The sequence below is a fragment of the Kitasatospora sp. NPDC032757 genome (genome assembly GCF_055579305.1).
On sequence record NZ_JBVINN010000002.1, the window covers coordinates 515,052 to 541,446 of the forward strand.

Consider the following 26,395-nt stretch of genomic DNA (forward strand, 5'->3'; position numbering starts at 1 on the left):
CGGGCGGGTAGTCCGCACACCCGAGTACGCAGAGGAATCCGGATGGCCACCGCACTGCCCGCACGGGACGGCAACGACGCCGTCGTCACGCTCGACCGGCGGGAGGGCCCGTTCGGCGAGGTGGTGTTGCGGCAGCGCGGCCGGCACTTCGAGATCATCGCCAACGGCTGCTTCCTGATGGACACCGCCGACGGGCGCTCCGAGCGGTTGCTGATCCAGGCGGCGCTGGACGAGCTGGACCGGACGGGCGTGGTGGTCGAGCGGCCGTCGGTGCTGATCGGCGGGCTCGGCGTCGGCTTCTCGCTGGCGTACGCGGTGGCCGAGCGGCGGTGGGGGCGGATCGCGATCGTCGAGCGCGAGAACGCGATCATCGACTGGCACCGGACCGGCCCGCTGGCCGCCTTCTCGGCGGGCGCGCTGGAGGACGAGCGGGTGGCGGTGCTCCACACCGACCTGCTGGAGTACCTGGCGGGGGCGGACGGCGAGCGCTACGACGCGCTCTGCCTCGACATCGACAACGGCCCGGACTGGACGGTCACCGACTCCAACGCCGGGCTGTACGGCGCGGACGGGCTCGCGGTGCTCCGGCACCGGCTGCAGGTGGGCGGGGTGCTGGCGGTCTGGAGCGCGCAGCCCTCCCCGGCCTTCGAGCAGGCGCTGCGCGCGGCGGGCTTCTCGGACGTGGTGACCCACGAGATCCCGGTCGCCCGGGGTGTGCCGGACGTGGTGCACCTGGCCCGCCGCGACGACTGAGCGGGCGACGGACCAGGCGCCGTTTCCGGCCGAACCGGCGTGCTACTTCAGGCCGTTGTCCACCGCGGCCATCAGCTCGCCGTTGCCGGTGTCACCGTCGAAGGCCCAGACCATCGCGCCGGCCAGCCCCTGGGACTTGATCCAGGCGGCCTTCCGGGCGATCTCGGTCGGGTCGTCGTAGGTGTAGAACACCGATCCGTTGTAGAGGTAGGCGAAGCCGGCCACCGGATCGCGGTAGAGGGTGTAACCGCCGCTCGTGGCAAGGTCCTTGAGCTTGTGGTAGTCCTCGAACCCGGCCTCGTAGCTGCCCGGCGCGGGGCCGGTCGCGCTCTGGAAGAGGCCGTTGGTGGTGCCGCGCGGCACGCCCGTCCAGCCGCGTCCGTAGAACGGGATGCCCAGGGTGAGCTTGCTCTTGGGGGCGCCGCCGTTGACGTAGGCGTTGATCGCGATCTCCGAGCTGAACTGCCGGTCCGGGGTGGACGGGTCGCCGGCGGCGAGCTTGAGCGCGGACTGCTGGTTGGTGCTCATCTCCCAGCCGCCGTGGTAGTCGTAGCCCTGGACGGTGGCGAAGTCGAAGGCGCCGAAGAGGCCGGGGACGTCGATCCCCGCGGTGATCTTCGCCGGGTCGGCCGGGAGGAAGGCGCTCAGCGTGTAGTGCTTGCCGGTGGTGGCACCGAGCGCGTCCAGCTGACGGCGGAACTCCTGGGCCAGAAGCGTGTAGTTGGCCTTGTCGGTGGGCCGGAAGATGTTCCCGTCGTGCCCGCCGGAGGCCGGCCACTCCCAGTCGAGGTCGATGCCGTCGAAGATGTTGGCCGCGCTGCCCGCGCCGCCGCGGCCGTCGATGACCGGCAGGTTGCCCTTGATGTACATGTCGATGCAGGAGCTGACCAGCGCCTTGCGGGAGGCGTCGGTGGCGGCCGCGTCGGAGAACCACTTGCTGTACGACCAACCGCCCAGCGAGATCTGGATCTTGAGGTTGGGGTACTTGGCCTTGAGCTGCTTCAGCTGGTTGAAGTTGCCGGCCAGCGGCTGGTCCCAGGTGTCGGTGGTGCCGGCCACCGAGCTGCCGGCGTCCCAGCCCTTGCCGAAGTCGGCCCAGGCGTCACCGGCGCCGTCGCCCGCGTTCGGGTCGTTGTCCGGACCGGCCGCCTTGTTGGTGATGAAGCACTGCTTGGTGGTCGGGTGGATGTTGGCGAAGGCGTAGTTGAGCGTGGTGAGCCGGCCCGCCGAGCCGGAGGTGTCGAGCTTCTTCACGCTGTACCCACGGGCGTAGATGCTCCACTGCGTGAAGTAGCCGATCTTCAGCGCGCCGGGGTTGGTGCCGCCGGGCTTGGTCTTGCCGGTCGCCGGGGCCGAGGCGGGGGAGACGTTGCCGGCCGCGTCGCGGGCCTTCACGGTGAAGGTGTACGAGGTGTCCGGCGCCAGGTTGCCGACGGTGGCGGACGGCGTGGTGACGGTCGCGGCGAGGGCGGTGCCGTTGTAGACGTCGTAGGCGGTGACGCCGACGTTGTCGGTGCTGGCCGCCCAGGTCAGCGAGATGCTGTTGGCGTCCGACCCGGTGACGCCCGGGGTGCCGGGAGCGGTCGGCGCCTGCTTGTCCGGGTCGACGGGCGGCTTGGTGGTGACGCTGACCGGGCCCGCGGCGGCCGAGCGGTTGCCCGCGGCGTCGAAGGCCTGGACGGTGAACTGGTAGGCGGTGTCGGCGGTGAGGCCCTGGACGGTGAGCGCGGTGGTGCCGCCGCCGGTGGTGGCGACCTTGGTGGCGCCCTGGAACACGTCGTAGCCGGTGACCCCGACGTTGTCGGTGCTCGCCGTCCAGGACAGGTCGACGGTCGTCTGCGTGGCGTTGCCGGCCGTGAGACCGCCCGGAACGGTCGGCGCGGTCTGGTCCCCGCCGGTGCCGTCGCACGGCCGGCCGTTCAGCTTGCAGTTGAGCAGCGGCTTGTAGCTGCCGGAATAGGCGATGTTGAAGCCGAAGTTGTACGAGCCTCCGGGCGGCAGGGTGGCGGCCCAGCTCGGGTTCTTGACCGTGACGTGCGAACTCGCGGTGGTGTAGGTCGCGTTCCAGAGCGAGGCGACCGTGTTGCCCGACGGCAGGTCGAACTCCAGCGTCCAGCCGTTGACCGTGGTGCTGGAGCCGTTGGAGATGGTGTACCCGCCCTCGTAGCCACTGCCCCAGTCGCTGCCCTTGGTGAAGGTCGCGGTGGCGGACCCGGCGGCGTGCGCGGCGGTGCTGGGGAGGGAGGCGGCGAGCAGCGGGACGAGCAGTGTCCCGGCCGCCAGCAGGGGCAGCTTGATCCGACGTCTGCGCATGGATGTGGCTCCTGTCCCGGGGCCTCCGGGCATGCCGGGTCGCCCCGTTACCTGTGGGGAGGTGTCAGGTGCGTGGAGCAGCGTGCGGGCGCTCCGGCCGTGGGGCGGCGCGGAGCGGGAGACCTCGGGCCGTCGGGGTGCCGCGGAGGATCCTGTGTTCCCCGAGGGTAGGGAGCCGGCCGGCAACTGGCAATAGGTCTGTACCAGTTGGCCGGCGTGGGCATGACCGCGCGGGTGCGGGAGCGCGGTCGGCCGGGGGTGCGGCCGGCGGCGGCTGATCGCGCGTGCGTCCGGGACGAGGGTGGAAGCGTACGGAGGGCCGCCCACGCGGGGCGGCCCTCCGTACGCGGCAGGCCTCAGCCGAAGGGGCTGTTCTCCGGGGCGACGGCCGGCGGGGCCTCGGCGGCGTCCGTCGTGGTCGTCCCGGACAGCGACGGGCTGAAGGCGAAGGGGTTGAAGTCCGGCGGCGGGATCGTCACCGGGGTGCCCTTCGGCTTGCCGTCGTCCTCCTGCGACCCGTCGGTCGGCACGGCGACCGTGGTCGCGGTCGTGCTCGGCGCGGGGACGGCCGGCGGGTTCGAGGGCGGCGGCGGGACGGCCGCGGCCTGCGGGAGGGTGGTACCGAACGGGTCCTTCGGCTGGTCGGCCGTCACCGTGCCGAACGGGTCGGTGACGGGGGCGGCGGCCGGCGCGGCCGCGGGGACGTCCGTCGTGGTCGTCCCGGACAGCGACGGGCTGAAGGCGAAGGGGTTGAAATCCGGCGGCGGGATCGTCACCGGGGTGCCCTTGGGACGGTCGTCCTCCTCGGCGCCCGGCACGGCGGTGTCGGTGAGCGTCGGGGGCAGCACGCCGAACGGGTCGAAGTCCGGCGGCGGGACCGCCACCGGGGTGCCCGTGGGCGTGCGGTCCGGATCGTCGGCGGGGTTGTCGGCCGGTCCGTCGTCCGGGATCAGGATTGGCTGGGCCGGCGTCGGGTCGGCCACCCGGGCGAAGGGGTTGAAGTCGGCCGGGGGGACGCGCACCGGCGTACCGCGCAGGTGCACCGGCAGTGGCGTCGCGTCGGCCGGGGCGGGCTCGGTGAAGACCGTCGGCAGCGGCGGGAGGTCCGCGGGGGCCTGGTCCGCCGGGACGCCGCGGGCCGGGGTCGGGGTGAGCACCGGGGCGGCGGTCTGCACGGGGGGAGCCGGGACGGCCGGGGCGGTGAGCTTCCCGGCGACGCCGTCCCAGCCGAACTGCACGCTCGTCAGCAGCTCGGCGAAGACCTCGGTGTACAGCTCCCAGTCCTGCTGCTGGCCGGTGGTGAGCTGGACGCAGAGCACCGAGACGCCGTCCGGCAGCGGGACGAACGCCTCCACCACCGCGGTGACCGTCCAGCGCCGTCGGCCGTCGGCGGCCAGCGGGCCGGGCACCGGGACGCTGCGGCCCTCGACCAGGACGGCGGCCGGGCCGGCCGGCAGCAGCACCGTCCAGACCTCGGCGTGTCGGCGGACGGTGGCCAGCTCGGTCGCGAGCCCGGTGATCGGCAGCGGGTGCTGGGCGAGCGAGACCACCAGGGTGGCGTCGCTGGGGCGGCCGTCCGCCTCGACGGCGCAGACGCCCGCGTAGACGGTGCCCGAGGCGGTGAAGGCGTCCGCCAGGGAGGCGGCGACCACCGCGAAGTCGCGGCGAGGCTCCGGGCCGGTGCCGCTGAACAGCTCCTCGGCGACCTCGGCCAGATGGGCGGTCAGCTCGGCGGCCGCCGCAGCGGTGGCCGGGTCGACGCCCTGGACGGTGACCGCGCCGCCGGCGGCCGGGCCGGCGGGCACCGTGCGGGCCGAGACACCGGGCGGGCCGCCGGGGGAGGTCAGCGGGTGGAAGCCGGGCGGCACGACGAGGCGGACCTCGGCGCCGGCGCCGGTGGCCAGCTCGACCGGCTGCCGGGTCTGCTGCCCGGAGGCGAGGGCGGCCAGCGCGGCGGCGAAGGGCGGGCGGAGCTTGGGGTCGGCGGCCTCGCCGGCCACCGGCAGCTCGAACAGCGCGGCCGAGAGGGTGCCCCGGTCGGCCACCGCACCGCGCAACGCGCCGCCGCCGTACCGGGCGTGCAGCGCATCGGCGGCCAGTGCGGCCACCTGGGCGCCGGTGCCGGGGCGGGCCGTCCCGGCGGTGACGACGGTGCCCAGCCGGTCGACCGCGTCGTACACCGGGCCGTTGGGGGCGAGCCGCAGGTTGAACAGCGTCTCCGCCGCGGGGTGCGTGCCGCTGCGCAGCGCGGTGAGCGAGGCCGCCGGGTGGCGCGAGGCCTGCGGTGAGAAGAGGGCGTCGGTGAGCGCGCCGAGTGTCGCGGAAACCTGCTCCGCGGCGGCGAAGGGGTTGGCTTCCGTGGTGAACTGGCCGTCCTGGGTCAACTGATGAGCCCCCGCTCTGCTCCGTCTGCGTTCGGTGGTCCGGGCGCGCCGGTGACCGGCGTGCCGTCAGATCCGTGGACATTCCTATCAGAGGCCGAGGTCGGGGCAGAACCGGCGGCCATGCGCAGGGCCTGCCGGCCGTCAGTTCGCGGGCCCGGCCGCCAGCTCGGCGACGGCGTCCGCGAGGCCGGGGACGGTGAACAGGGCGGCGAGGTCGCGCACCAGCCGCCCGGTCGGGCCGTCGGGGCGCTCCCCGGCGAAGAACCCGGCGAGTTCGGCGGCCAGCGCGGGCTCCCGGGCGGCGGTCAGGGTCAGTGCGGCCACGAACTCCTGGACCAGGTGGAGCTGGAGCTCCTCCAGCGGTACCGAGCGCTCGGCCAGCCACTCCAGGGAGGTGATCTCGGCGTTGGCGATCCAGGCGCGCACGGTGAGCCGCAGGCCCGGGCTGGGCGAGGGAACGGCCAGGTGGGCCAGGATCTGGTCGGCCGCGGCCCGCCGGACCTCGTCGATCACCGCGGACGTCCCGGCGCTGGCCGCCACCGAGCCGCCGCGCAGCAGCGCCGCGAAGCCGGGGCCGTGGCTCTGCACGAAGTCCAGGTAGCGGCCCATCACCCGGTGCAGCCGCTCGGAGAGCGGGCCCTCGGCGGGCTCCTCGAACCGGCCGGCCAGCTCCTGGCCGGCCCTGCGCAGCGACTCCTCGTACAGCGCCTGCTTGCCCGGGAAGTAGTGGTAGACCAGGGGCCGGGAGGCGCCGGCGGCGGCCGCGATGTCGTCGATCGACACCTCCTCGGGCGGGCGGCGGCTGAACAGCTCCAGCGCGACGGCGATCAGCTGCTCGCGCCGCTCGTCGACGCTGAGCCGCCGGCGGGGCTTCTCGGCGGCCTTTCCGGCACCCTTTGCCGTACTCGTGGCGGCGCCCTTCTCGGTGCCCTTGCCAGTGCCCTTGCCAGTGCCCTTGCCGGTGGCCGGCCCGGCGTCGGGGCCGGGGCTCCGGCGGGGGCGCGCGGACGTGGGCGACGCCGACGGCGTACGGGAGGCCATGCGCGCCACCCTATCCGGCCGCGCTACCCGCGCAGTTCCTGGTAGCGGCGGTACGCCTCCAGCCCGTCGGGGACGAACTCGTCGCGGGCCAGCCGCTCGTCCAGCTCCGCCGGGGTGAGCCAGGCGTGCCAGGCGACCTCCGACTCCTGCGGCGACACCGGGCCGTCCCACTCCGCCTCGTAAAGGTCGCACCACCAGGAGAGGCCCTCCTGGCGGAACAGGAACTTGAGCAGCGGCCGGGGCTCGATCCCCCGCACGCCGAGCTCCTCCTCGGCCTCCCGGACGGCGGCGCTCGCGTACGTCTCGCCGGCGCCGACCACGCCGCCGACGAACATGTCGTGCATGCCCGGGGCGAACAGCTTGGTGTCGGTACGCCGGTGGACGAAGATCCGCCCGGCCGGGTCGCGGACCAGGATGAAGACGCAGCGGTGCGTCAGCCCGTCCCGGTACACCTCCCCGCGCGGGGCGGTCCCGATCACCCGGTCGTGCTCGTCGACGACGTCCAGCAGCTCTTCGGCAGGGTTGGTCATGACGGACAGGTTAGGGTTTCCGGGCCCGGTTCGAACGGCTCGAACGGTTCGAACGCGGGACACTGGACCAATGTCGGACGAGTCTGGGCGGCGCGCGGTGGTGGAGATCTGGGGCGAGACGGCCGAGGGCTTCGAGCCGGTACGGGACGCCTTCGCCCGCAACTTCGACGAGTACGGCGAGCTGGGCGCGGCCTTCGCGCTGTACGTGCGCGGGCGCAAGGTGGTCGACCTCTGGGGCGGCGACGCCCGGCCGGAGGTCGGCGGACGGCCCGCGCCGGCCGTGCCGTGGACGGCCGACACCGCGCAGGTGCTGCGCTCCGTCACCAAGGGCCTGACCGCCACCACCGCGCTGCTGCTGGCCGACCGCGGACAGCTCGACCTGGACGCCCCGGTCGCCTCGTACTGGCCGGAGTTCAAGGCCGCGGGCAAGGACCGGGTGCCGGTGAGCTGGCTGCTCTCGCACCAGGCCGGCGTGCCCGCACTGGACGTGCCGCTGCGGCTGGAGGACGTGCTGACCTGGGAGCCGGCGGCCGCTGCCGTCGCCGCCCAGGCGCCCGCCTGGGAGCCGGGCACCGCGCACGGCTACCACCCGTACACCTTCGGCTGGCTGGTCGGCGAGGTGGTCCGGCGGGTGAGCGGGCGCACCGTCGGCCAGTACTTCGCCGAGGAGATCGCCCGGCCGCTCGGCCTCGACCTGTGGATCGGGCTGCCGGCCGGCGCAGCGCCGCGGGTCGGCAGGCTGGTCGACCTGCCCGCGCCGGAGGCCGCCCGGACCGGGCCGAGCGGGCTGCGGCTGCGCCCCAAGCAGTCGGTCCGGGACGCCTACCAGGACCCGGCCTCGCTGACCGCCCGGGCCTTCGCCTCGGTGCGGCCCGGGGTGGACCTCAACGACCCTGCGGTGCAGGCCGCGGAGATCCCCGGGGCGGGCGGGATCGGCACCGCCCGCTCGCTGGCCCGGTTCTACGCGGCGCTGGTCGGCGCGGCCGACCGGCACGGTTCCGGGGCGGGCGAGGCCCTGCCGCCGCTGCTCGGTGCGGAGGTGCTGACGCGCGCGGCCGGGCCGGTGGTGAGCGGGCCGGACCGGGTGCTGATCGTCAACTCGACGTTCGGCCTCGGCTTCTTCCGGCACGGCCCGACCGCGCTGATGGCCTCGCCGGCGAGCTTCGGCCACCCGGGCCGGGGCGGCTCGCTCGGCTTCGCCGACCCGGACCTGGGGCTGGGCTTCGGTTACGTCACCAACGGCATGCAGCCCGGGGTGACGGGCGACATCCGCTCGCGGAACCTGATCCGCGCGGTGCGCGGCTGCCTCGGGCTGCCCGCCTAGGGCTCGGGCTCGCCGGCCCGGGCCGGACCGGCGTCGGGCAGAGCCGTGCCGCGTGCGGCCTGCCGGTGTCAGGCAGGGCCCGCGTCAGGCCTGGCCGGTCTCGAAGCGCGAGATCTTCCCGTTGTCGACGACGAAGCGCCAGGCGGTGCGCATCTCGCCCCAGGTGTCGTTGCTGTAGTTGGCGACCAGCGCGTGCCCGCCGTCGGACTCGGACTGGACGTCCATGCGGCCGCGGCTGGAGAAGATCTCCCGCTCCGTCCAGTCGTCGATGTCCCGGTCGGATCCGTCGTCGGACATGGTCGCGCCCGGGGCGAGCAGCGCCTGGAAGGCGGCCCGGTCGCCGGCGTTGACCGCGGCGACGAAGGAGCGGACGGTCGGGTCGGACAGTTTGGCGATGGCGATGGTCATGGGGTCTCCCAGGGGGACGACGGGTGTGGACTTCCTGTTTATTGCGTCGCCCGGGCGTGTCCGGGAATGTCGGCGGCGAGTCGGATATTTTCCAAATTCGTGTACTTAGATCCGGCTATGGGCGATTTGCGCGGAGAAGGGAGGCCCGTATGGGTCCGGCCGAACTGCTCGTCCTGACGTTCCCGCAGCAGACCATCACCGTGGAGGCGGCCACCGCACTGGGCAAGCTGCGCACCGCGGGCGACATCCGCGTGCTCGACTCCCTCGTGGTGACACGGCACCCGGAGGGCGAGACGACGTACGGCGAACTCGCCGACTTCGAGCACCTGTGCGGTGTCGTCCCGGACGGGAACGCCGGACTGCCGCTGATCGGGCCGGAGGACGCCCAGGAGGCGGCGGAGCTGCTGGCGCCGGGGACGGTGGCGCTGCTGGTGCTGATCGAACACGTCTGGGCGCAGGAGGCCGCCGAGGCACTGCGCGCGGTCGGGGGGCGGATCGCCTCGGGCGTCCGGATCCCGCCGGAGCACATCGACGAGGCCGTCCGTGCGGCCCAGGCGCACCGCGCGGCCGGGAAGTGAGGACGCCGTGTTCCGACCCTCGCGCCCGATCCGCCCGGTGCGGGTGATACGGCCGGTGGGCGCACCCGGGCCCAGCCCGTCCGGGTCCAGCGTGTCCAGTGGGTCCAGCCCGTCCAGCAGGTCGCCGCACCGGCCCCGCAGGCGGTGCGGACCGCGCCCGGCGGCGCGCCGGACATCGCGCCGGACATCGCCGACAAGCTCGCCGACCTGGGCCGCATGGCCCAGCAGGGCCTGCTCACCCCCGAGGAGTTCGCGGCGGCGAAGGCGCGGCTGCTCGGGGGGTGAGCCCGGGAGAAAACGCGCCGGCGCCCCGTCCGGGGTGCCCGGCCGCGGACCACGGGGAGTGGTGGCGGAGTGGGAAGTCGGCCGGTCCGGCTTCCCACTCCGCGTTCCCGGGCGCCGGCCTCACCGGGTGAGGCCGGACACCCCACGCTCCCGGGGGTGGGCCTAGAAGAAGCCGAGGGCGTCGGGGGAGTAGCTGACCAGCAGGTTCTTGGTCTGCTGGTAGTGCTCCAGCACCGCCTTGTGGTTCTCCCGGCCGATGCCGGAGTTCTTGTAACCGCCGAATGCCGCATGCGCCGGGTAGGCGTGGTAGCAGTTGGTCCAGACCCGGCCCGCCTGGATGGCCCGCCCGGCCCGGTACGCGGTGCTGCCGTCCCTGGTCCAGACGCCCGCGCCCAGGCCGTACAAGGTGTCGTTGGCGAGCGCTATGCCGTCGTCGAAGTCCTCGAAGCGGGTGACCGAGACGACCGGTCCGAAGATCTCCTCCTGGAAGATCCGCATGCTGTTGACGCCCTCGAACACGGTGGGCGTCACGTAGTAGCCGCCGGCGAGCGACCCGCCGAGGTCGGCGCGTTCGCCGCCGGCCAGCACCTTGGCTCCCTCGGCCTGCCCGATCTCGATGTAGGCGAGGATCTTCTTCAGCTGGTCGTCGCTGGCCTGGGCGCCGACCTGGGTCTCGGTGTCCAGCGGGTTGCCCTGGCGCATCGACCGCACCCGCTCCAGGCCGTCGGCCAGCAGCCGGTCGTAGACCGCGGACTGGATCAGTGCCCGGCTCGGGCAGGTGCAGACCTCGCCCTGGTTGAGGGCGAACATCGCGAAGCCCTCCAGCGCCTTGTCGTAGAAGGCGTCCTGCTCGGCCGCGACGTCGGCGAAGAACAGGTTGGGGCTCTTGCCGCCGAGCTCCAGCGAGACCGGGATCAGGTTGGCGCTGGCGTACTGGGAGATCAGCCGGCCGGTGGTGGTCTCGCCGGTGAAGGCGATCTTGCGGATCCGGCTGCTGGAGGCCAGCGGGCGGCCGGCCTCCAGTCCGTAGCCGTTGACCACGTTGACGACGCCGGGCGGCAGCAGGTCGGCGATCAGCTCGACCAGCACCAGGATCGACGCCGGTGTCTGCTCGGCGGGCTTGAGCACCACCGCGTTGCCGGCGGCCAGGGCCGGGGCGAGCTTCCAGACCGCCATCAGGATCGGGAAGTTCCACGGGATGATCTGGCCGACCACGCCCAGCGGCTCGTGGAAGTGGTACGCCACGGTGTCCTCGTCCAGCTGGGAGAGGCCGCCCTCCTGGGCGCGCAGCGCGCCGGCGAAGTAGCGCAGGTGGTCGACGGCGAGCGGCAGGTCGGCGGCCAGCGTCTCGCGCACCGGCTTGCCGTTCTCCCAGCTCTCCGCGACGGCCAGCGCCTCCAGGTTCGCCTCAACCCGGTCCGCGATCCGTTGCAGCACCTGGGCGCGTTCGGCGGGCGGGGTGCGGCCCCAGGCCGGCGCGGCGGCGTGGGCGGCGTCGAGCGCGGCCTCGATGTCCTCGGCGGTGCCGCGGGCGACCTCGGTGAAGACCTCGCCGGTGACCGGGCTGGGGTCCTCGAAGTACTCGCCGCGGACCGGAGGAGTCCACCGGCCGCCGATCCAGTGCTCGTACCGGGAACGGTAGTTGACGATGGATCCGGGGCTGCCGGGGGGCTGGTAGACCGTCATGTTCTCGGTGCCTCCTCGTTGTCGGGGCGCCGCCGCGGCGCGCGGGCCGGGCGGTGCGCCGGACCGCGGACGGGTGGCCCGGCGGCCCGGCGGAGGGAACGGACACGCACGTGGGCCGGGCGCCGCCGGGGCGCACCGCCGGTTGGCACCCTAGCCGTGGACGGCCGCTTCGGCTACGGTCCGTACTGCGGCCCTCCACGGAGGGTGCGGTGTTCCGGCCGTTTTCCGCCGCCGGGCTCGCGTGGGCCGGACGCGCCCGGAGGTGCCCCGGGCAGGCCCGGACGTGCCCGGAGGTGCTTGGGGTGGGCCTGGATGCGCCCAGCGGTGTCCCGGGCAGGCCCCGGTGGGGGCCGGGTGGCGGGCCCAGCCAGGCCCGGGCGGGCTCAGGCGGTGAGGTAACGGCCGGTCCGGGACTCCCAGTTGAGGTATCCGGCGAGCCAGGTGACCAGGCCGTCGGCGTAGCGCTGGGCGACGGCCCGTTCGACCCGCGCCAGGCCCAGCTCCCGGTGGACGTCGGGGAGCCGGTCGTACAGCTCGCGGCAGCGCTCGACCATCAGCTGGGCCTCGTCCATCACCACCGCGCAGGCCTCCTCGGCCGAGCAGCGGCGCTCCCGTTGCACGATCATCACCAGGTTGTTGACGTCTCCGCGCGGTTCCTCCAGCGGGAACGAGCGGACGTCGTTGCTGAGCGAGGGGATGTCGGCGGCGAGCTGGCGGATCTGGCGGAGCACCGGGTGGTGGAGGACGGCGGCGGGCACCTCGTAGTGGCCGAGGCGCTCCACCATGTCGAATATGGTCTCCATCGCGGCGGTGCCCCGGCGCAGGGCCAGGTAGCCGTCGCGGTCCGGCGGCCGCTCGGAGATCCGGCCGGCGGCCTCGGCGGGGTGGCTGGCCAGGTACCACTCCCAGTTGTAAGCGGCGCGCGCCTGCCAGCGTGCGGGCATGCCGCGCACGCTGCGCTCCCAGAGGTCCGCGAAGGCGGTCTCGACGGCGGAGCCCGGGTCGGGGCGGGCGCCGTGAAGGACGGCGATGAGCCGTTCGCAGATCGGGGCCACCTCGGCGGGCCGGCGGCCGAGGGGGCCGTCGAACTGGTCGTCGAAGAGGAAGTAGAAGCCCATCAGGTCGGCGGCCAGGGCGAGTTCGTCCGGCCCGGAGTCGGGGTAGCCGAGGGCGGCGAGGTCCACCACGTCCCAGTGCGCGTAGGAGGGGTGCGCGGGGTCGGGGAGCAGTGGGTGCCGGGTCAGCCACTCGCGGTGCAGTTCGGTGGCATACGGCCCGTGGGGACTGCGACGGTGCGGGAACGGAATCTGAAGTGAGGTGTCGTCAGACATCGGACTCCCGGTGCGGCGGAGGGTGGGGGCGCTGGTGGTGCTGGTGCTGGGCGTGGGGGAGTTGGGGGCGGGACTCGACAGCGCGGGTCGGAAATGGCAAGATCAACTAGCCTGGCGGGCCGTAGAGTATCCGATGCAATGATCGGACGTTAGGGATATAGGGCAATTGCCCTTGGCAAACTGTCCGAACCCTCAATCTCCGTCCCAGCCTGGGCGAACACCGAACAGCACGCCCCCCGCGGCGCTAATCTCGGCTCCACGAGCAGGGTACGGCGAGGCGGAGGCACGACGGTGACCGAGCAGGGACACGAACTTCGGGCGGGGGCGGGTACCGGAGGGCGGGAGTCGGACGCCGCACCGAGCCGGGTCAGGCTGCGCGACCGCGATGCCGAACTCCGGTCGGCCGAGGCCGCGGTGGAGAAGCTCTGCCGCGAATTCGCCGCCGGCGGCACCGAGATCGGCGAGCTGCTCACCTTCTCCGGCCGGCCCGGCATCGGCAAGACCAGCCTGCTGCACGAGGTCCGCCGGATCGCCAAGCTCCGCGAGGGCGCCACCGTCCTGTTCGCCCGCGGCGGCGAGCGCCAGTCCAACGAGCCGTACCACGTCCTGCGCCAGCTGCTCCAGCCCGTCCTCGGCGGCCTCGCCCCGTCCGAGTTCCGGCAGGTCATGGGCACCTGGGAGGAGGTCGTCGGTCCGGCCATGGGCCTCAAGCAGCCGAAGGCCGGTGCCCGCCGGCTCGACCCGCAGGGCGTGCGCGACGGCCTCGACTACGTCCTCACCCAGCTCGCCCCGCGCCGGGCGCCGCTGGTGATGATCGTCGACGACCTGCACTGGTCCGACCTCGAATCGCTCGCCTGGCTCTCCCAGTTCGCCCTCCGCGCCAGCGAACTGCCCGTCCTGCTGGTCTTCGCCTACCGGGACGACATCGCGGACTGGCAGCCCGAGGCCCAGGAGCACCAGGCCGCCGTCACCGCGCTCGCCACCCGCCGGCACGAACTCGGCCGGCTCACCCTGGTCTCCGTCACCGACATGGTCCGCGCCGAGCTCGGCGACAAGGCCGAGGACGCCTTCTGCTACGAGTTCTGGAACGTCGTCAGCGGCAACCCCTTCGAGGCCGTCGCCCTCCTGAACCAGGTCCGTGACCAGGAGCTCGACCCGGTCGAGGAGAACTCCCAGCAGCTGCGCGAACTCGCCGTCGACGCCACCGGGACCACCCTCACCGGCTGGCTGGAGCGGCTCGGCGCCAGCACCCTGCGGTTCGCCTGGGCCTGCGCCATGCTCGGCACCGACATCCGGCCCGACCTCGCCGCCCGGATCTCCACCCAGAGCCCCGAGGGCTCCCGCGAGTCCATCAAGCAACTGCGCAAGCAGCGCGTCCTCACCCAGACGCCCAACGGGAACCTCGAGTTCGTCCACCCGCTGATCGGCAGCTCGATCTACAACACGATGAAGGAGTCCACCCGGACCGGCATGCACGGCGTGGCCGCCGCCGAGATCGAGAACGCCGGGCTCGGCCTGCTCGCCGCCTCCCGCCACCTGGTCGAGACCTTCCCCGGCGAGGGTGACGACCGCACCGTCCGCAAGCTGCGCCGCGCGGCGAGCGAGCACCTCCTGATCGGCGCCCCGGAGGCCGCTCAGCGCTGCCTGCACCGCGCCCTCGCCGAGCCGCCGGACGACGACATCCGCGCCGAGGTGCTCTACGAGCTGGGCTGCTCCGCACTGCTGACCGACCCGATGGCCACCGTCAACCAGCTGAAGCTCGCGCTCGACCCCGAGGAGGGGCCGCTGCGCCCCTCGCTCCGCGTCGACGCCACCTTCCGGCTCTCCGAGGTGCTGGCGCACAGCGGCCAGCTCGGCGAGGCCGCGCGGGTCTGCCAGGAGGAGGCCGAGCAGACGGTCGACGACCCGGCCGGGCGGCTGCGGCTGGAGGCCGCCTCGTTCATGTGGCACGCCTACCGCAAGTCCGAGGAGGACGGGCCGGCCCGCTCCGCGCGGCTGGGCGCGCTCTGCCGCAGCCTCACCGGCCGCGAGGCCGCCGACCGGGCCGTCCTCGCGCTGCGCGCCTGGGACCTCACCCTGCGCGGCGAGTCCTCCGCCGAGGTGCTGCGCCACGCGGACCAGGTCCTCGACCAGGGCCGGCTGCCCAAGGGCCTCGGCTGGACCGACAACACCTGGGGCTTCGAACTGCCCGCCACGCTCGGCCTCGCCTACACCTACAGCGACCGCATCGCCCAGGCCGAGCGGCTCTTCGGCGACGCCATCGTCCAGTTCGAGATCGCCGGCTGGAGCGGTGCCCACCGGGGCTTCGCGTACTTCCTGATGGGCCTGGCCCGGTTCCGCCGCGGTCTGCTCGCCGAGGCGGAGGACTTCCTGCGCCGGGCCCTGCGGCTCTCCGAGCGGATCGGCCCCAAGCTGCCGCTCGCCTGGGACGCGGTCGGCGTCCTGGTCGACACCCTGATCGCCCGCGGCCGCATCGACGAGGCCTGGGACCTCGCGATCGGCTTCGGGTTCGGTCCGCCCTACCACGCCACCGCGATGGTGCTGCCCGACGCGGCCTCGCTCTACGGCAAGCTGCTGCTCGCCAAGGGGCGCAACGCCGGGGCCGCCGCCGCGCTCACCGAGGCCGGCGCCCAGCTGGACGCCCGCGGCTGGCACAACACGGTCTGGGCGCCCTGGGCCGGCCACCTCGCCATCGCGCTCGCCGAGGACGAGCCCGAGCGGGCCCGCGCGTACGCCCAGCGCTCCGTCCGGGACGCCCGCCGGTTCGGCACCGCCTCGGCCATCGGCACCGCGCTGCGGCTGCACGCCGAGATCGAGGACGGCCAGCAGGCGGTCGAGCTGCTGGAGGAGGCCGTGCGCCACCTCGGGCAGTCGCCCGCCGGCTACGAGCACGCCGTCGCCCTGGTGGACCTCGGCGCCGCGCTGCGCCGGGTCGGCCGGCTGGAGGACGCCCAGGAGTTCCTCTACCAGGGCATCGAGCTGGCCCAGCACTGCGCCGCCGACGGCCTGGTCGACCGGGCCCGCCGCGAGCTGGCCAACTACGGCCTGCGGCCCAACCGCCTCGGCGACGTCCGGGAGATGCTCAGCCAGCCCGAGTGGGACGTCGCCCGGCTCGCCGTCCGGGGTGTGCCGCCGCAGCGGATCGCCGAGGAGCTGGGCGTCCACCTCAGCCTGGTCAGCCGTCGGCTCGCGGCCGTGTACCGCAAGGCGGGCAGCGGCCCGGACGGCCTCGCCTCGGCGCTCGGCCTGCCGCCCGAGCAGCGCGACGGTACGCCGGAGCGGCGCGAGGGCCCGGCGCAGAGGCGTGAGGGCGCGGCGGACCCGCAGGGTGGCACGGCGGAGCGGCCCGAAGGAACGGCGGAGCAGCGCGACGGTACGTCGGAGTAACGGCGGCCTTTTCGAGGGGTCGGCGGACGGCGGCGCGACGGCGGCGCGCGGGGCGGCAGGAGCGCCCGCGCCGCTGCCCCGCTGACTACGCTGGCCCACGGGGCCGCGAGCCCCGGACGGACCCGGTACCAGGGGGTCGCGGTGTGCCGCGGCCGCCAGTGAGGAGCAGGCCATGGCGACGCCCCCGGCGAACGGGTCGCAGGAGACCAGCGTGCGGCGCGAACCCCTCGAACCCTCGGGCGCGGGCGCCGCGATCGAGCGCTGGACGCTGCGGGCCGGCCCGTACGAGGCGAGCGTGCTCACCCTCGGCGCCACCCTGCACACCCTCATCGCCCCCGACCGCGCCGGCCGGCCCGCACAGCTGCTGCTCGCCGGCGACCGGCTCGCCGAGATCCTCGGCCCGGCCCGGCACTACGGCACGGTGGTCGGCCGCTACGCCAACCGCATCGACGCCAGCAAGGTGACCATCGACGGTGAGGAGCACCCGCTCGCCCCGACCGGCGGCGGCGTCACCCTGCACGGCGGCCCGGACGGCTTCGCGCACCGGATGTGGGAGGCCCGGCCGCTGCCCGACGGCGTCCGGTTGCACCTGCACAGCCCGGACGGCGACCAGGGCTTCCCCGGCGCGCTCGACGTGACCGTCGACTACACGCTGAGCGCCGCCGGCGAGCTGGTGATCGGTTACCGCGCGACCACCAGCAAGCCGACCGTCCTCAACCTCACCAACCACGCGTACTTCAACCTCGCCGGCGAGGGCAGCGGCGACATCCTCGGCCACCTGCTGACCCTGGACGCCGACGAGTACACCCCCGCCGACCACCGGCAGATCCCGTACGGGCGGACGGAGCCGGTGGCCGGCACGCCGTTCGACTTCACCACCGCGCGGCCGATCGGCAAATCGGTGCACGACGAGCACCCGCAGCTGACCGGGCCCGGCGGCTACGACCACAACTGGGTGCTCCGCCCGCGTCCGGCCGACGGCACCCCGGCCCGGGCGGCGCTGCTGGAGGACCCGGCCAGCGGCCGCACCCTGGAGGTGCTGACCACCGAGCCGGGCGTGCAGGTCTACACCGCCAACAAGTTCCAGGGCGCGGTGACCGGCGCGAGCGGTGTGCCGTACGGGCCGTTCGCGGGGGTCGCGCTGGAGACCCAGCACTTCCCCGACTCGCCGCACCACCCGGCCTTCCCGAGCACCGAGCTGCGCCCGGGCGGGGAGTTCCGCTCGACCACCGTGCTGCGGCTGGGGATCAGCTAGGTCCTGGCCGGCCGGCCGTTCGGCGCACGCCCGGCAAGACCGGCGGGACGACCTCACCGAGCTCCCTGCGCATGCAGAGCCGGGGCCAGCGGTCGAGCCCGTGCTCGGCCTCCAGGCGGCGGATCTCCCGCAGGCCGGGGGTGACCTCGGCGCCGTCGAGCGGCCGGAAGCCCAAGCGGGCGTAGTAGGGGGCGTTCCAGGGGACGTCGGCGAAGGTGGTGAGGGTGAGGGCGGGCGCGTCGGTGCCCGCCGCCAGGTGCTCGATCAGCGCCCGGCCGATGCCGCGGCGGGCGTGGCAGGGGTGGACGGAGACCTGCTCGATGTGGAGCGCGCCGTCCACCGGCTCGGCCAGCAGGTAGCCGACGGGCGCGCCGCCGTCCTCGGCCAGGGCGACCAGCACGGTGCCCTCGTCCAGGTAGTGCGCCAGCTCGTCGACGGTGGGCGGGGCGTCCTCGGCGATCTCCGGCATCCCGATGGCGGCGAACGGTGCCCCGGCGGCCCGTTCCAGCTCGCCCAGCAGCGGCAGTTCTTCCCTGGTGGCGACTCTGATGCGCATGGGGACCAGTCTGCTGCAAGACATTTCCGCAACGCAGCGTATTAATGGCGGGGTCCCACACCGGGGTGAATCGGACAAACCGCAGCGGAAGCGCCGCCTGTGAACTACCGTGCGGCCACGTCCAGGACACGCGGGCGTAACGATCCCCATTTCTTGCAGAAACTTGCTGCAAGGACTTTCGGTGATGATTGCGCCGCTGTTAACTTCCTTCCGAGCCCGACGGCAGCAACGGTGCGGTCGGCACGAGGCAGCCATTATGCGCCTGTCTCACAACATCTCGGGCACCCCCACCCTCCCAAGGAGTTCTCATGCGGCGTGGCATCGCGGCCTCTGCCCTCGTTGTGGCCCTCGCGGTCTCGATGGCTGCCTGTGGCAGCAGCGGCTCCAGCTCGGACGGCAAGGCCGACGGGCCGGTCACCCTCACCTACTGGGACACGTCGAACGCCACCAACGAGGCCCCGAACTACCAGGCTCTCGTCAAGAAGTTCGAAGAGGCCAACCCGAACGTCAAGGTCGACTTCGTCAACGTGCCGTTCGACCAGGCGCAGAACAAGCTCCAGACCGCCATGGGGGCCAAGGGCGCTCCGGACGTGTTCCGCTCCGAGGTCGGCTGGACCGCCGCCTTCGCCAAGGCCGGCTACCTGGAGCCGCTCGACGGCACCGCGGCCGCCGCCGACGCCGGCGCCTTCCAGCCCAGCCTCGTCCAGCAGGCCAAGTACGAGGGCAAGCTCTACGGCGTCCCGCTGGTCACCGACACCCTGGGCCTGCTCTACAACAAGGAGCTCTTCACCAAGGCCGGCATCACCGCCGCCCCCAAGACCTGGGACGAGCTGAAGACCGCCGCGGCCGCCGTCAAGGAGAAGGCCGGCGTGGACGGCTTCTGGCTGAAGGCCGCCGACGGCTACTACGCGATGCCGTTCCTGTTCGGCGAGGGCACCGACACCGTCGACGCCGCCGGCAAGAAGATCACCGTCACCTCGCCCGAGGCCGTCAAGGGCATCGAGACGTACAAGACGATGTTCACCTCGCCGGGCACCGCCAAGGCCGACGTCACCACCGACGCCTACGCGCACATGATGGACGCCTTCAACAGCGGCAAGGTCGCGGCGATCATCCAGGGCCCCTGGGAGATCACCAACATCTACAAGGGCACCGCGTTCGCCGACAAGAACAACCTCGGCATCGCCCCCGTCCCGGCCGGCTCCGGGGGCAAGGCCGGCGCCCCCACCGGCGGCCACAACATCTCCGTCTACGCCGGATCGGACAAGGCCCACAAGGCCGCGGCCGAGAAGTTCGCCGCCTTCATGACCTCTGCCGAGAGCGAGTCGTTCATCGCGCAGAAGAACTCCACCCTGCCGACCCGCGCCGACGCCTTCACCCCCGAGGTCAAGGCCGACCCCGGCATCGCCGGCTTCCAGGCCGTGCTCACCAGCGCCCGGCCCCGCCCCGAACTGCCCGAGTACAGCTCGCTGTTCGCCTCGCTCGGCACCAACCTCGGCAAGGTGGTCCAGGGCACCGGCACCCAGGACGGCCTGAACACCGTCGCCACCGACTACGCCAAGCTCCTCCCGGGCTTCGCGAAGTAGCACCCCTGAAGCCGTCCGGCCCGCCGCCACCTCCCCGGCGGGCCGGACGGCCGGACCCGTAGCAGCAGTCGCCGTAGCGAGGCGGCGGACCTCCCCGAGAAGGTGTCGAACATGTCAGTCGCCGTGCAGGGCGCCACCGGCCAGGGCAGCCGGGAGCGCGATCCGCGTCCGGGCCTGATGGAGCGCCTCAAGCGCTCGTACGCCAAGCACTGGTACGCCTACGCGATGATCGCGCCGGTCGTGCTGGTGCTCGGCGCACTGGTGCTCTACCCGCTCGCCGAGGGCATCTGGCTCACCCTCACCGACGCCAACAGTCTCAACGCCGCCCGCAAGATCGGTGTCAACGAGATCCCGGCCAGCTACCACTTCGTCGGCTTCGACAACTACGCCGACATCCTCTGGGGCCCGGGTTCGTACGACCGCTTCTGGTCGCACTTCGTCTGGACCATCGCCTGGACGGCGCTCTGCGTCTGCCTGCACTACACCATCGGCCTCGGCCTCGCCCTGCTGCTCAACCAGAAGCTGCGCGGCCGCGCGGTCTACCGCATGCTGCTCATCCTGCCCTGGGCCGTGCCGACCTTCGTCACCGTCTTCTCCTGGCGCCTGATGCTCGCCGACGGCGGCGCCGTCAACGGTCTGCTCTCCGCCCTGCACCTGCCCGAACCCGGCTGGCTGGACGACCCGCTGGCGCAGAAGGCCGCCGCGATCCTGGTCAACACCTGGGTCGGCGTGCCGTTCATGATGATCTCGCTGCTCGGCGGCCTGCAGTCGATCCCGGCCGAGCTGTACGAGGCCGCCGAGATGGACGGCGCCACCGCCTGGCAGCGGTTCCGCCACGTCACCCTGCCGGGGCTGCGCACCGTCTCCTCCACCGTGGTGCTGCTCGGCGTGATCTGGACGTTCAACCAGTTCGCCGTCATCTTCCTGCTGTTCGGCGCCAACGGCGCGCCCGACGCCCAGCTGCTGGTCACCTGGGCCTACCGGCTCGGCTTCGGCCAGCAGCCCCGGGACTACGCGCAGTCCGCCGCGTACGGCGTGATCCTGCTGTCCATCCTCATCGTCTTCACCTCCTTCTACCGGCGCTGGCTCGCCCGCAACGAGCAGGCCAACGGCTGACGCCGACCGGTAACCAAGCGACTCACGAAGGCAGGTAACCCCGATGAGCACCACCACCGAACGACCCACCGCCCTCGCCGCCCCGGCGGCGGCCGCCAAGCAGGTCAAGTCCCGTCGTCGCGGTGAGTCCAGCCCGCTCGGCAAGGCGCTGGCCCACGGCACCCTGATCCTGGCCAGTCTGATCGCGCTGTTCCCGGTGGTCTGGATCCTCTACGTCTCGCTCGGCCCGGACAAGACGGACTACCTCCACCCCGGCGAGATCCTCGACAAGATGACCCTGTCGAACTACCACACGGTGCTGTTCGACACCGACTTCTTCACCTGGTTCGGCAACGCGTTCCTGGTCTCCGGCGTGACCACGGTGTTCGGCGTGCTGATCGCCGCCACCACCGGCTACGCCGTCTCCCGGATGCGCTTCCCCGGTCACAAGCCGCTGATGTGGTCGCTGCTGGTCACGCAGATGTTCCCGATCGCGGTACTGATCGTGCCGATGTACACGATCCTCTCCGAGCTCGGCCTGCTGGACAGCTACGCCGGCCTGATCCTGGTCTACTCGACGACCACCGTGCCGTACTGCGCCTGGCTGCTGAAGGGCTACTTCGACACCATCCCGGTGGAGATCGACGAGGCCGGCCGGGTCGACGGGCTCACCCCGATCGGCACCTTCTGGCGGCTGGTGCTGCCGCTCGCCCGTCCGGGCCTGGCGGTCGCCGCGTTCTACTCCTTCCTGACCGCCTGGGCCGAGGTGGCCTTCGCCTCCACCTTCATGCTCAGCTCCGACAAGTACACCCTGGCCGTCGGCCTGCAGACCTTCGTCAGCGAACACGACGCCCAGTGGAACCTGATGGCGGCGACCGCAGTGCTGATCGCGATCCCGTCCTCGGTTCTCTTCTACCTGGTGCAGCGTCACCTGGTCACCGGCCTGACCGCCGGTGCCTCCAAGTCCTGACCTGCCGCTCTCTAGTCCCAAGGGATACCGTCCATGACCCAGAACCTGGCCGACACCTCCCGGCCCGCCGCCGACGCCACCGCTCACAAGGCCAGCGCCGGCGCGTCCAGAGGCTGGTGGCGGGACGCGGTCATCTACCAGGTGTACCCGCGCAGCTTCGCCGACTCCAACGGTGACGGCATGGGTGACCTGCCCGGCATCCGCAGCCGCCTGCCCTACCTGCGCGACCTCGGCGTGGACGCCGTCTGGCTGTCGCCGTTCTACGCCTCGCCGCAGGCCGACGCCGGCTACGACGTGGCCGACTACCGCGCGGTGGACCCGATGTTCGGCAACCTGATGGACGCCGACGGGCTGATCCGCGACGCCCACGCGCTGGGCCTGCGGATCATCGTGGACCTCGTCCCCAACCACTCCTCCGACCAGCACGAGTGGTTCCAGCGTGCCCTGCGCGAGGGTCCTGCGTCCCCTCTGCGCGAGCGCTACCACTTCCGTCCGGGCAAGGGCGAGAACGGCGAACTGCCGCCCAACGACTGGGAGTCCATCTTCGGCGGCCCGGCCTGGACCCGCTCGCAGAACCCGGACGGCACCCCCGGCGACTGGTACCTGCACCTGTTCGCCCCCGAGCAGCCCGACTTCAACTGGGAGAGCCCGGCCGTCGCCGACGAGTTCCGCTCGATCCTGCGGTTCTGGCTGGACATGGGCGTCGACGGCTTCCGGATCGACGTCGCGCACGGCATGGTGAAGGCCCCCGGCCTGCCCGACCTCGGCGGCGCCGACCAGCTCAAGCTGCTCGGCAACGACGTCATGCCGTTCTTCGACCAGGACGGTGTGCACGAGATCTACCGCAGCTGGCGCAAGATCCTCGACGAGTACCCGGGCCAGCGGATCGGCGTCGCCGAGGCGTGGACCCCGACCGTCCAGCGCACCGCCAACTACGTGCGCCCCGACGAGCTGCACCAGGCCTTCAACTTCCAGTACCTGGGCACCTCCTGGGACGCCGCCGAGCTGCGCGAGGTGATCGACGTCTCGCTCGACTCGATGCGCCCGGTCGACGCCCCCACCACCTGGGTGCTCTCCAACCACGACGTCACCCGGCACGCCACCCGGTTCGCCAACCCGCCCGGCCTCGGCACCCAGATCCGCACCGCCGGCGACCGCGAACTCGGCCTGCGCCGGGCCCGCGCCGCCACCCTGCTGATGCTCGCGCTGCCCGGCTCCGCCTACGTCTACCAGGGCGAGGAGCTCGGCCTGCCGGACGTCACCGACCTGCCCGACGAGGTCCGCCAGGACCCGTCGTTCTTCCGTCAGGCCGGCCAGGACGGGTACCGCGACGGCTGCCGCGTCCCGATCCCGTGGTCCGGCACCGAGGCCCCGTACGGCTTCGGCCCGGTGGCCGGCGGCCCGAGCTGGCTGCCGCAGCCCGCCGAGTGGGCACAGCTCAGCGTCGAGGCGCAGACCGGCGATCCGACGTCCACGCTGGAGCTGTACCGCAGCGCGCTGGCCGTCCGCCGCGCGCAGGCCGACCTCGGCGCCGGCACCGGCGTGGAGTGGCTGGACAGCCCCGAGGGCACCCTGGTGTTCCGCCGCGGCTCCTTCGTCTGCACCGTGAACACCACCGCCGAGCCGGTCCGGATACCGGCCCCCGGCCGCCTGTTGCTCTCCTCCACGGACGCCGTGGTGGACGGCGGCGAGACGGTGCTCGCTCCGGACAGCACCGACTGGTGGGCGGTCTGACGTGGTTGCAATAGGCTCTGGGACCGTGACTACGGCGCGACTATCAGACATCGCGGCGCAGGCGGGGGTCAGCGAAGCCACCGTCTCCCGCGTACTCAACGGCAAGGCGAACGTCTCCGCCACCACCCGGCAGACCGTGCTGGCGGCGCTGGACGTGCTCGGCTACGAGCGGCCGACCCGGCTGCGCCAGCGCAGTGCGGGCCTGATCGGGCTGATCACGCCGGAGCTGAGCAACCCGATCTTCCCCGCGCTCGCGCAGGTGATCGAGCAGGTGCTGAGCCGGCACGGCTTCACGCCGGTGCTCTGCACCCAGACGCCCGGCGGCTCCACCGAGGACGAACTGGTGGAGATGCTGGTCGACCGGGGCGTGGCGGGCATCGTCTTCGTCTCCGGCCTGCACGCGGACACCACCGCCGACCACGACCGGTACGCCCGGCTGACCGGCCGGCAGGTGCCGTTCGTACTGATCAACGGCTTCAGCGAGAAGATCGACGCGCCGTTCATCTCGCCGGACGACCGGGCCGCGATGTGGATGGCCGTCCAGCACCTGGCCGAACTCGGCCACGAGCGGATCGGCCTGGCCGTCGGGCAGCGCCGGTACGTGCCGGTGCTGCGGAAGATCGAGGGCTTCACGGCGGCCATGCGCGAGGTGCTCGGCAAGACGCAGGAGGAGGCCGAGGCGCTCGTCCACCACACGCTGTTCAGCGTGGAGGGCGGGCATGCGGCGGCCGGCGCGCTGCTCGACAAGGGCTGCACGGCGATCGTCTGCGGCAGCGACATGATGGCGCTCGGCGCGATCCGCGCGGTGCGCCAGCGCGGGCTCCTGGTGCCGCACGACGTCTCGGTGGTCGGCTTCGACGACTCGCCGTTGATAGCGTTCACCGAGCCGCCGCTGACCACCATCCGCCAGCCGGTCGAGGCGATGGCCACCGCGGCCGTCGACGCCCTGCTGGAGGAGGTGGGCGGGGACGCCGCCCAGCGCGGGGAGTTCATGTTCCAGCCGGAGCTGGTGATGCGCGGCTCCACGGGCGCCGGCGCCCGCTGAACGACAACGACCGGGGCCCGGAGAGCGGATTGCTCTCCGGGCCCCGGTCGTTGCGTTGTTCAGCCGTCCTGGGCGATCGGGCGGTCCGGGCTCACCCGCCGGTCGTCGGCGGCGTCGCCGGTCCGGTTCTCCGTGCGCCGGCCCCGGGCCAGGTAGTCGCGCAGGACCAGCTCGACGGCGTCCTGCGGGTTCTTGGTACCGGCGAGCATCATCACGTCGATGGCGAGATTGGCGTCGAGCGTGACGGTGATCTGGGCCATGGAGACTCCTTCTCGGGTGCGAAGCAGCAGCATGCCCGCTGCGCGCCGATTCCACCACGGTCTTCGCCACCCCGCTCGCCGCCGTCGGCGGGCAGGCCCGGGGTGCGTCCGACGATTCGCGTCGCACGCCCGGCGGGAACGGCCCGGACACGCCGCAGCCCCCGGGGAGGAGCGACCAGACTCTCCCCGGGGGCTGCGGCGTAGGGTGCGGCTCGGGAGCCGCACCTGCGGGTCAGACCCGGCCGGCGAAGTCCGGGGCCCAGTTGGCGATGGTCTGGGTGCGCACGCCCGAGCTCGGGTTGGCGGCCTCGACGTACTTGCCGTCGCCGATGTAGAGCGCGACGTGGTACACGCCGGAGTCCTGGCCGTTGTTGGACCAGAACAGCAGGTCGCCCGGCTTGAGGGCGTCCAGCGAGACGTGGGTGGAGGCGGCGGCCTGGTCGGCGGCGACGCGCGGCACGGAGATGCCCGCGGCGCGCAGCGCGGCCTGGGTCAGGCCGGAGCAGTCCCAGCCGCCGTTGCCGGTGCCGCCGTAGACGTACGCCTGGCCGACCTTCGACTCGGCGAAGGCGACCGCGGCGGCCATGCTGCCGGTGGCGGCCTGCGCGGGCGCCTGGGTGTCGGCCTGGGCGGCCGGGGCCTGCGCGGCCGGCTTGGCGGCGGCGGTGCCCGCGGCGGCCTGGCCGGAGTTGCCGGAGGAACGGTTGAACCAGTCGAAGTTCTTGCCGGACTCGTCCGAGGCCTGGTCCTTGGCGCGGTCACCGAAGGTCAGGTGCTGGCCCGGGTAGATGACGTGCGGGCCGTCGGTCAGGGTGGAGCGGTTGAGCTCGTACAGCCGCTCCCAGCCGCCCTGGACGTGGTTCTTGTCGGCGATCGAGGCGAGCCAGTCGCCGGCGGCCACGGTGTAGTCGTTGGAGGCGGCCTTGTCCTGCCACTTCTGCGACCAGTCGTGGCCGCCCTGCGGCTTGGCGGAGTCGGCGGAGGCCGGGGCCTGGTCGGCCTTCGGCGCGGCCGGCTTGGCGGCGGCCTGGGGCTGCGCCTGGGTGGCCGGCTTGGCGGCCGGGGCCGGGGTCTGCGCGGCGGGCTTGGCGGCGGTGGTGGTGTCGACGGCGGCGGGGGTGCCGCCCTTGGTCAGACCGGCCTGGACGGAGCAGACGGGCCAGGCGCCGGGGCCCTGGACGGCGAGCACCTTCTCGGCGATCGCGATCTGCTGGTCCTTGGTGGCGAGGTCGGCGCGGGCCGCGTACGCGGTGCCACCGAACGCGGCCCAGGTGCTGTTGGTGAACTGGAGGCCGCCGTAGAAGCCGTTGCCGGTGTTGATGCTCCAGTTGCCGGTGCTCTCGCACTGGGCGACCTTGTCCCAGGTGGCGACGGAGGCGGCGGAGGCGGTGCCGGTGGTCAGGCAGGGGACGGTGAGGCCGATGCCGACGACGCCGAGGGTGGCGATCGCGCGACGGGTACGGCCGGACAGGCGGGTGCCGTTGGTGGGCAGCATGAAGATGCGGTCCTCTCCCACGCCTGCGAGGTGAGCTGTCGGATTCGGGCTGGAGTTGCCCGGCCGCGCTGTGGACGCGGCTTCACCCCTAGCCCTGAACCGGTACGCGGACCGGTCCGGGGCGACTTACCTGTGGTTCCCCCGCTCCTGCCGTGGTGCGTTTCTGCGCTGCCAGCGCACCCGACGGCAGGACTCGGCGTTGCGGATGAGCTGGGTCCGTGTGGCCACGAACGGGGAGCACGTTAAGCAGACTTAAGTTCAAACCGCAAACATGTGTGACGCTCGTCACGGTTTACGGAACGCGTGCCGTATGGCTGTCCACCATGATCAGAAATGACCGGTTTCGCGCAACGCCCGTCGGGGTCAACGCAACTGCCTA

General features: G+C 73.0%; 21 protein-coding genes and 1 riboswitch. Of the genes, 11 read left to right on the forward strand and 10 right to left on the reverse strand.

Annotated features, from left to right (window positions below; translation table 11 throughout):
* Nucleotides 1-42: 42 nt before the first annotated feature.
* On the forward strand, nt 43-753 hold the full coding sequence (locus ACZ5WK_RS05380) for a spermidine synthase family protein (RefSeq protein WP_465545136.1): 711 nt from the start codon (nt 43-45) through the stop codon (nt 751-753).
* A gap of 42 nt (nt 754-795) precedes the next feature.
* On the opposite strand, the gene ACZ5WK_RS05385 is transcribed toward ACZ5WK_RS05380, so the two are convergent.
* The 4 genes from ACZ5WK_RS05385 to ACZ5WK_RS05400 all read right to left on the reverse strand — a co-directional run bounded on the left by ACZ5WK_RS05385 (nt 796) and on the right by ACZ5WK_RS05400 (nt 7,021).
* Complete coding sequence (locus ACZ5WK_RS05385) at nt 796-3,066, reverse strand: glycosyl hydrolase family 18 protein (RefSeq protein ID WP_465545138.1); 2,271 nt, start codon at nt 3,064-3,066, stop codon at nt 796-798.
* Nucleotides 3,067-3,422: 356 nt separating this feature from the next.
* Nucleotides 3,423-5,450: a hypothetical protein gene (locus tag ACZ5WK_RS05390; RefSeq protein WP_465545140.1), complete on the reverse strand. Its 2,028-nt coding sequence runs from the start codon at nt 5,448-5,450 to the stop codon at nt 3,423-3,425.
* A 141-nt stretch (nt 5,451-5,591) separates the two neighbouring features.
* Nucleotides 5,592-6,491, reverse strand: coding sequence for a TetR/AcrR family transcriptional regulator (locus ACZ5WK_RS05395; RefSeq protein WP_465545142.1), 900 nt, complete (start codon nt 6,489-6,491; stop codon nt 5,592-5,594).
* Nucleotides 6,492-6,514: 23 nt separating this feature from the next.
* The gene (locus ACZ5WK_RS05400) at nt 6,515-7,021 is read right to left on the reverse strand and encodes an NUDIX hydrolase (protein ID WP_465545144.1); all 507 of its coding nucleotides are present in this window, start codon (nt 7,019-7,021) and stop codon (nt 6,515-6,517) included.
* Between the two features lie 70 nt (nt 7,022-7,091).
* Here ACZ5WK_RS05400 and ACZ5WK_RS05405 point away from each other — a divergent pair, with 70 nt between their 5' ends.
* A complete protein-coding gene (locus ACZ5WK_RS05405; RefSeq protein ID WP_465545146.1) occupies nt 7,092-8,345 on the forward strand; it encodes a serine hydrolase domain-containing protein in 1,254 nt (417 codons plus the stop codon).
* A gap of 84 nt (nt 8,346-8,429) precedes the next feature.
* Here the strand turns inward: ACZ5WK_RS05405 and ACZ5WK_RS05410 are convergent, their stop codons facing one another.
* Complete coding sequence (locus ACZ5WK_RS05410) at nt 8,430-8,753, reverse strand: nuclear transport factor 2-like protein (protein WP_465545148.1); 324 nt, start codon at nt 8,751-8,753, stop codon at nt 8,430-8,432.
* 149 nt (nt 8,754-8,902) lie between these two features.
* Between ACZ5WK_RS05410 and ACZ5WK_RS05415 the strand changes: the two genes are divergently transcribed.
* On the forward strand, nt 8,903-9,331 hold the full coding sequence (locus tag ACZ5WK_RS05415; RefSeq protein ID WP_465545150.1) for a DUF6325 family protein: 429 nt from the start codon (nt 8,903-8,905) through the stop codon (nt 9,329-9,331).
* 144 nt (nt 9,332-9,475) lie between these two features.
* On the forward strand, nt 9,476-9,616 hold the full coding sequence (locus ACZ5WK_RS05420; RefSeq protein WP_465545152.1) for an SHOCT domain-containing protein: 141 nt from the start codon (nt 9,476-9,478) through the stop codon (nt 9,614-9,616).
* Nucleotides 9,617-9,778: 162 nt separating this feature from the next.
* Here the strand turns inward: ACZ5WK_RS05420 and exaC are convergent, their stop codons facing one another.
* Together exaC and ACZ5WK_RS05430 are read right to left on the reverse strand one after the other, a co-directional pair.
* Nucleotides 9,779-11,302 carry an acetaldehyde dehydrogenase ExaC gene (exaC, locus tag ACZ5WK_RS05425; RefSeq protein ID WP_465545154.1) on the reverse strand — a complete coding sequence of 508 codons (1,524 nt, stop codon included), beginning with the start codon at nt 11,300-11,302 and terminating at the stop codon, nt 9,779-9,781.
* A gap of 383 nt (nt 11,303-11,685) precedes the next feature.
* Nucleotides 11,686-12,633: a terpene synthase family protein gene (locus ACZ5WK_RS05430; protein WP_465545156.1), complete on the reverse strand. Its 948-nt coding sequence runs from the start codon at nt 12,631-12,633 to the stop codon at nt 11,686-11,688.
* A gap of 291 nt (nt 12,634-12,924) precedes the next feature.
* On the opposite strand from ACZ5WK_RS05430, the gene ACZ5WK_RS05435 reads away from it, so the two are divergent.
* Complete coding sequence (locus ACZ5WK_RS05435) at nt 12,925-16,020, forward strand: ATP-binding protein (protein ID WP_465545158.1); 3,096 nt, start codon at nt 12,925-12,927, stop codon at nt 16,018-16,020.
* Nucleotides 16,021-16,192: 172 nt separating this feature from the next.
* A complete protein-coding gene (locus ACZ5WK_RS05440) occupies nt 16,193-17,275 on the forward strand; it encodes an aldose epimerase family protein (RefSeq protein WP_465545160.1) in 1,083 nt (360 codons plus the stop codon).
* On the opposite strand, the gene ACZ5WK_RS05445 is transcribed toward ACZ5WK_RS05440, so the two are convergent.
* The gene (locus ACZ5WK_RS05445; RefSeq protein WP_465545162.1) at nt 17,268-17,831 is read right to left on the reverse strand and encodes a GNAT family N-acetyltransferase; all 564 of its coding nucleotides are present in this window, start codon (nt 17,829-17,831) and stop codon (nt 17,268-17,270) included. The genes ACZ5WK_RS05440 and ACZ5WK_RS05445 overlap by 8 nt on opposite strands.
* A 308-nt stretch (nt 17,832-18,139) precedes the next feature.
* Here ACZ5WK_RS05445 and ACZ5WK_RS05450 point away from each other — a divergent pair, with 308 nt between their 5' ends.
* The 5 genes from ACZ5WK_RS05450 (at nt 18,140) to ACZ5WK_RS05470 (ending at nt 24,261) form a co-directional block, all read left to right on the forward strand.
* On the forward strand, nt 18,140-19,417 hold the full coding sequence (locus ACZ5WK_RS05450) for an extracellular solute-binding protein (protein WP_465545164.1): 1,278 nt from the start codon (nt 18,140-18,142) through the stop codon (nt 19,415-19,417).
* A 111-nt stretch (nt 19,418-19,528) separates the two neighbouring features.
* Nucleotides 19,529-20,533, forward strand: a complete 1,005-nt coding sequence (locus ACZ5WK_RS05455) for a carbohydrate ABC transporter permease (RefSeq protein WP_396320113.1) — start codon at nt 19,529-19,531, stop codon at nt 20,531-20,533.
* A 43-nt stretch (nt 20,534-20,576) separates the two neighbouring features.
* Nucleotides 20,577-21,482: a sugar ABC transporter permease gene (locus tag ACZ5WK_RS05460; protein WP_465545167.1), complete on the forward strand. Its 906-nt coding sequence runs from the start codon at nt 20,577-20,579 to the stop codon at nt 21,480-21,482.
* Between the two features lie 33 nt (nt 21,483-21,515).
* Nucleotides 21,516-23,216 (forward strand): glycoside hydrolase family 13 protein, encoded by a 1,701-nt coding sequence (locus ACZ5WK_RS05465; protein WP_465545169.1) that lies wholly within the window; start codon nt 21,516-21,518, stop codon nt 23,214-23,216.
* A 25-nt stretch (nt 23,217-23,241) separates the two neighbouring features.
* A complete protein-coding gene (locus ACZ5WK_RS05470) occupies nt 23,242-24,261 on the forward strand; it encodes a LacI family DNA-binding transcriptional regulator (protein WP_465545171.1) in 1,020 nt (339 codons plus the stop codon).
* Nucleotides 24,262-24,320: 59 nt separating this feature from the next.
* Here the strand turns inward: ACZ5WK_RS05470 and ACZ5WK_RS05475 are convergent, their stop codons facing one another.
* Both ACZ5WK_RS05475 and ACZ5WK_RS05480 read right to left on the reverse strand, forming a co-directional pair.
* Nucleotides 24,321-24,521: a hypothetical protein gene (locus tag ACZ5WK_RS05475; RefSeq protein WP_465545173.1), complete on the reverse strand. Its 201-nt coding sequence runs from the start codon at nt 24,519-24,521 to the stop codon at nt 24,321-24,323.
* Between the two features lie 232 nt (nt 24,522-24,753).
* The gene (locus ACZ5WK_RS05480) at nt 24,754-26,037 is read right to left on the reverse strand and encodes a transglycosylase family protein (RefSeq protein ID WP_465545175.1); all 1,284 of its coding nucleotides are present in this window, start codon (nt 26,035-26,037) and stop codon (nt 24,754-24,756) included.
* Nucleotides 26,022-26,186: riboswitch (cyclic di-AMP (ydaO/yuaA leader) on the reverse strand. (Overlaps the previous gene by 16 nt.)
* Between the last annotated feature and the right edge of the window lie 209 nt (nt 26,187-26,395).

Excerpts from the sequence above, each read along its gene's own strand:
- ACZ5WK_RS05450 (WP_465545164.1), top strand. The coding sequence starts at position 18,140 with ATGCGGCGTGGCATCGCGGCCTCTGCCCTCGTTGTGGCCCTCGCGGTC.
- ACZ5WK_RS05380 (WP_465545136.1), top strand. The coding sequence starts at position 43 with ATGGCCACCGCACTGCCCGCACGGGACGGCAACGACGCCGTCGTCACG.
- ACZ5WK_RS05455 (WP_396320113.1), top strand. The coding sequence starts at position 19,529 with ATGTCAGTCGCCGTGCAGGGCGCCACCGGCCAGGGCAGCCGGGAGCGC.
- exaC (WP_465545154.1), bottom strand. The coding sequence starts at position 11,302 with ATGACGGTCTACCAGCCCCCCGGCAGCCCCGGATCCATCGTCAACTAC.
- ACZ5WK_RS05465 (WP_465545169.1), top strand. The coding sequence starts at position 21,516 with ATGACCCAGAACCTGGCCGACACCTCCCGGCCCGCCGCCGACGCCACC.
- ACZ5WK_RS05410 (WP_465545148.1), bottom strand. The coding sequence starts at position 8,753 with ATGACCATCGCCATCGCCAAACTGTCCGACCCGACCGTCCGCTCCTTC.
- ACZ5WK_RS05475 (WP_465545173.1), bottom strand. The coding sequence starts at position 24,521 with ATGGCCCAGATCACCGTCACGCTCGACGCCAATCTCGCCATCGACGTG.
- ACZ5WK_RS05385 (WP_465545138.1), bottom strand. The coding sequence starts at position 3,066 with ATGCGCAGACGTCGGATCAAGCTGCCCCTGCTGGCGGCCGGGACACTG.
- ACZ5WK_RS05460 (WP_465545167.1), top strand. The coding sequence starts at position 20,577 with ATGAGCACCACCACCGAACGACCCACCGCCCTCGCCGCCCCGGCGGCG.
- ACZ5WK_RS05415 (WP_465545150.1), top strand. The coding sequence starts at position 8,903 with ATGGGTCCGGCCGAACTGCTCGTCCTGACGTTCCCGCAGCAGACCATC.
- ACZ5WK_RS05440 (WP_465545160.1), top strand. The coding sequence starts at position 16,193 with ATGGCGACGCCCCCGGCGAACGGGTCGCAGGAGACCAGCGTGCGGCGC.
- ACZ5WK_RS05405 (WP_465545146.1), top strand. The coding sequence starts at position 7,092 with ATGTCGGACGAGTCTGGGCGGCGCGCGGTGGTGGAGATCTGGGGCGAG.
- ACZ5WK_RS05445 (WP_465545162.1), bottom strand. The coding sequence starts at position 17,831 with ATGCGCATCAGAGTCGCCACCAGGGAAGAACTGCCGCTGCTGGGCGAG.
- ACZ5WK_RS05430 (WP_465545156.1), bottom strand. The coding sequence starts at position 12,633 with ATGTCTGACGACACCTCACTTCAGATTCCGTTCCCGCACCGTCGCAGT.
- ACZ5WK_RS05395 (WP_465545142.1), bottom strand. The coding sequence starts at position 6,491 with ATGGCCTCCCGTACGCCGTCGGCGTCGCCCACGTCCGCGCGCCCCCGC.
- ACZ5WK_RS05400 (WP_465545144.1), bottom strand. The coding sequence starts at position 7,021 with ATGACCAACCCTGCCGAAGAGCTGCTGGACGTCGTCGACGAGCACGAC.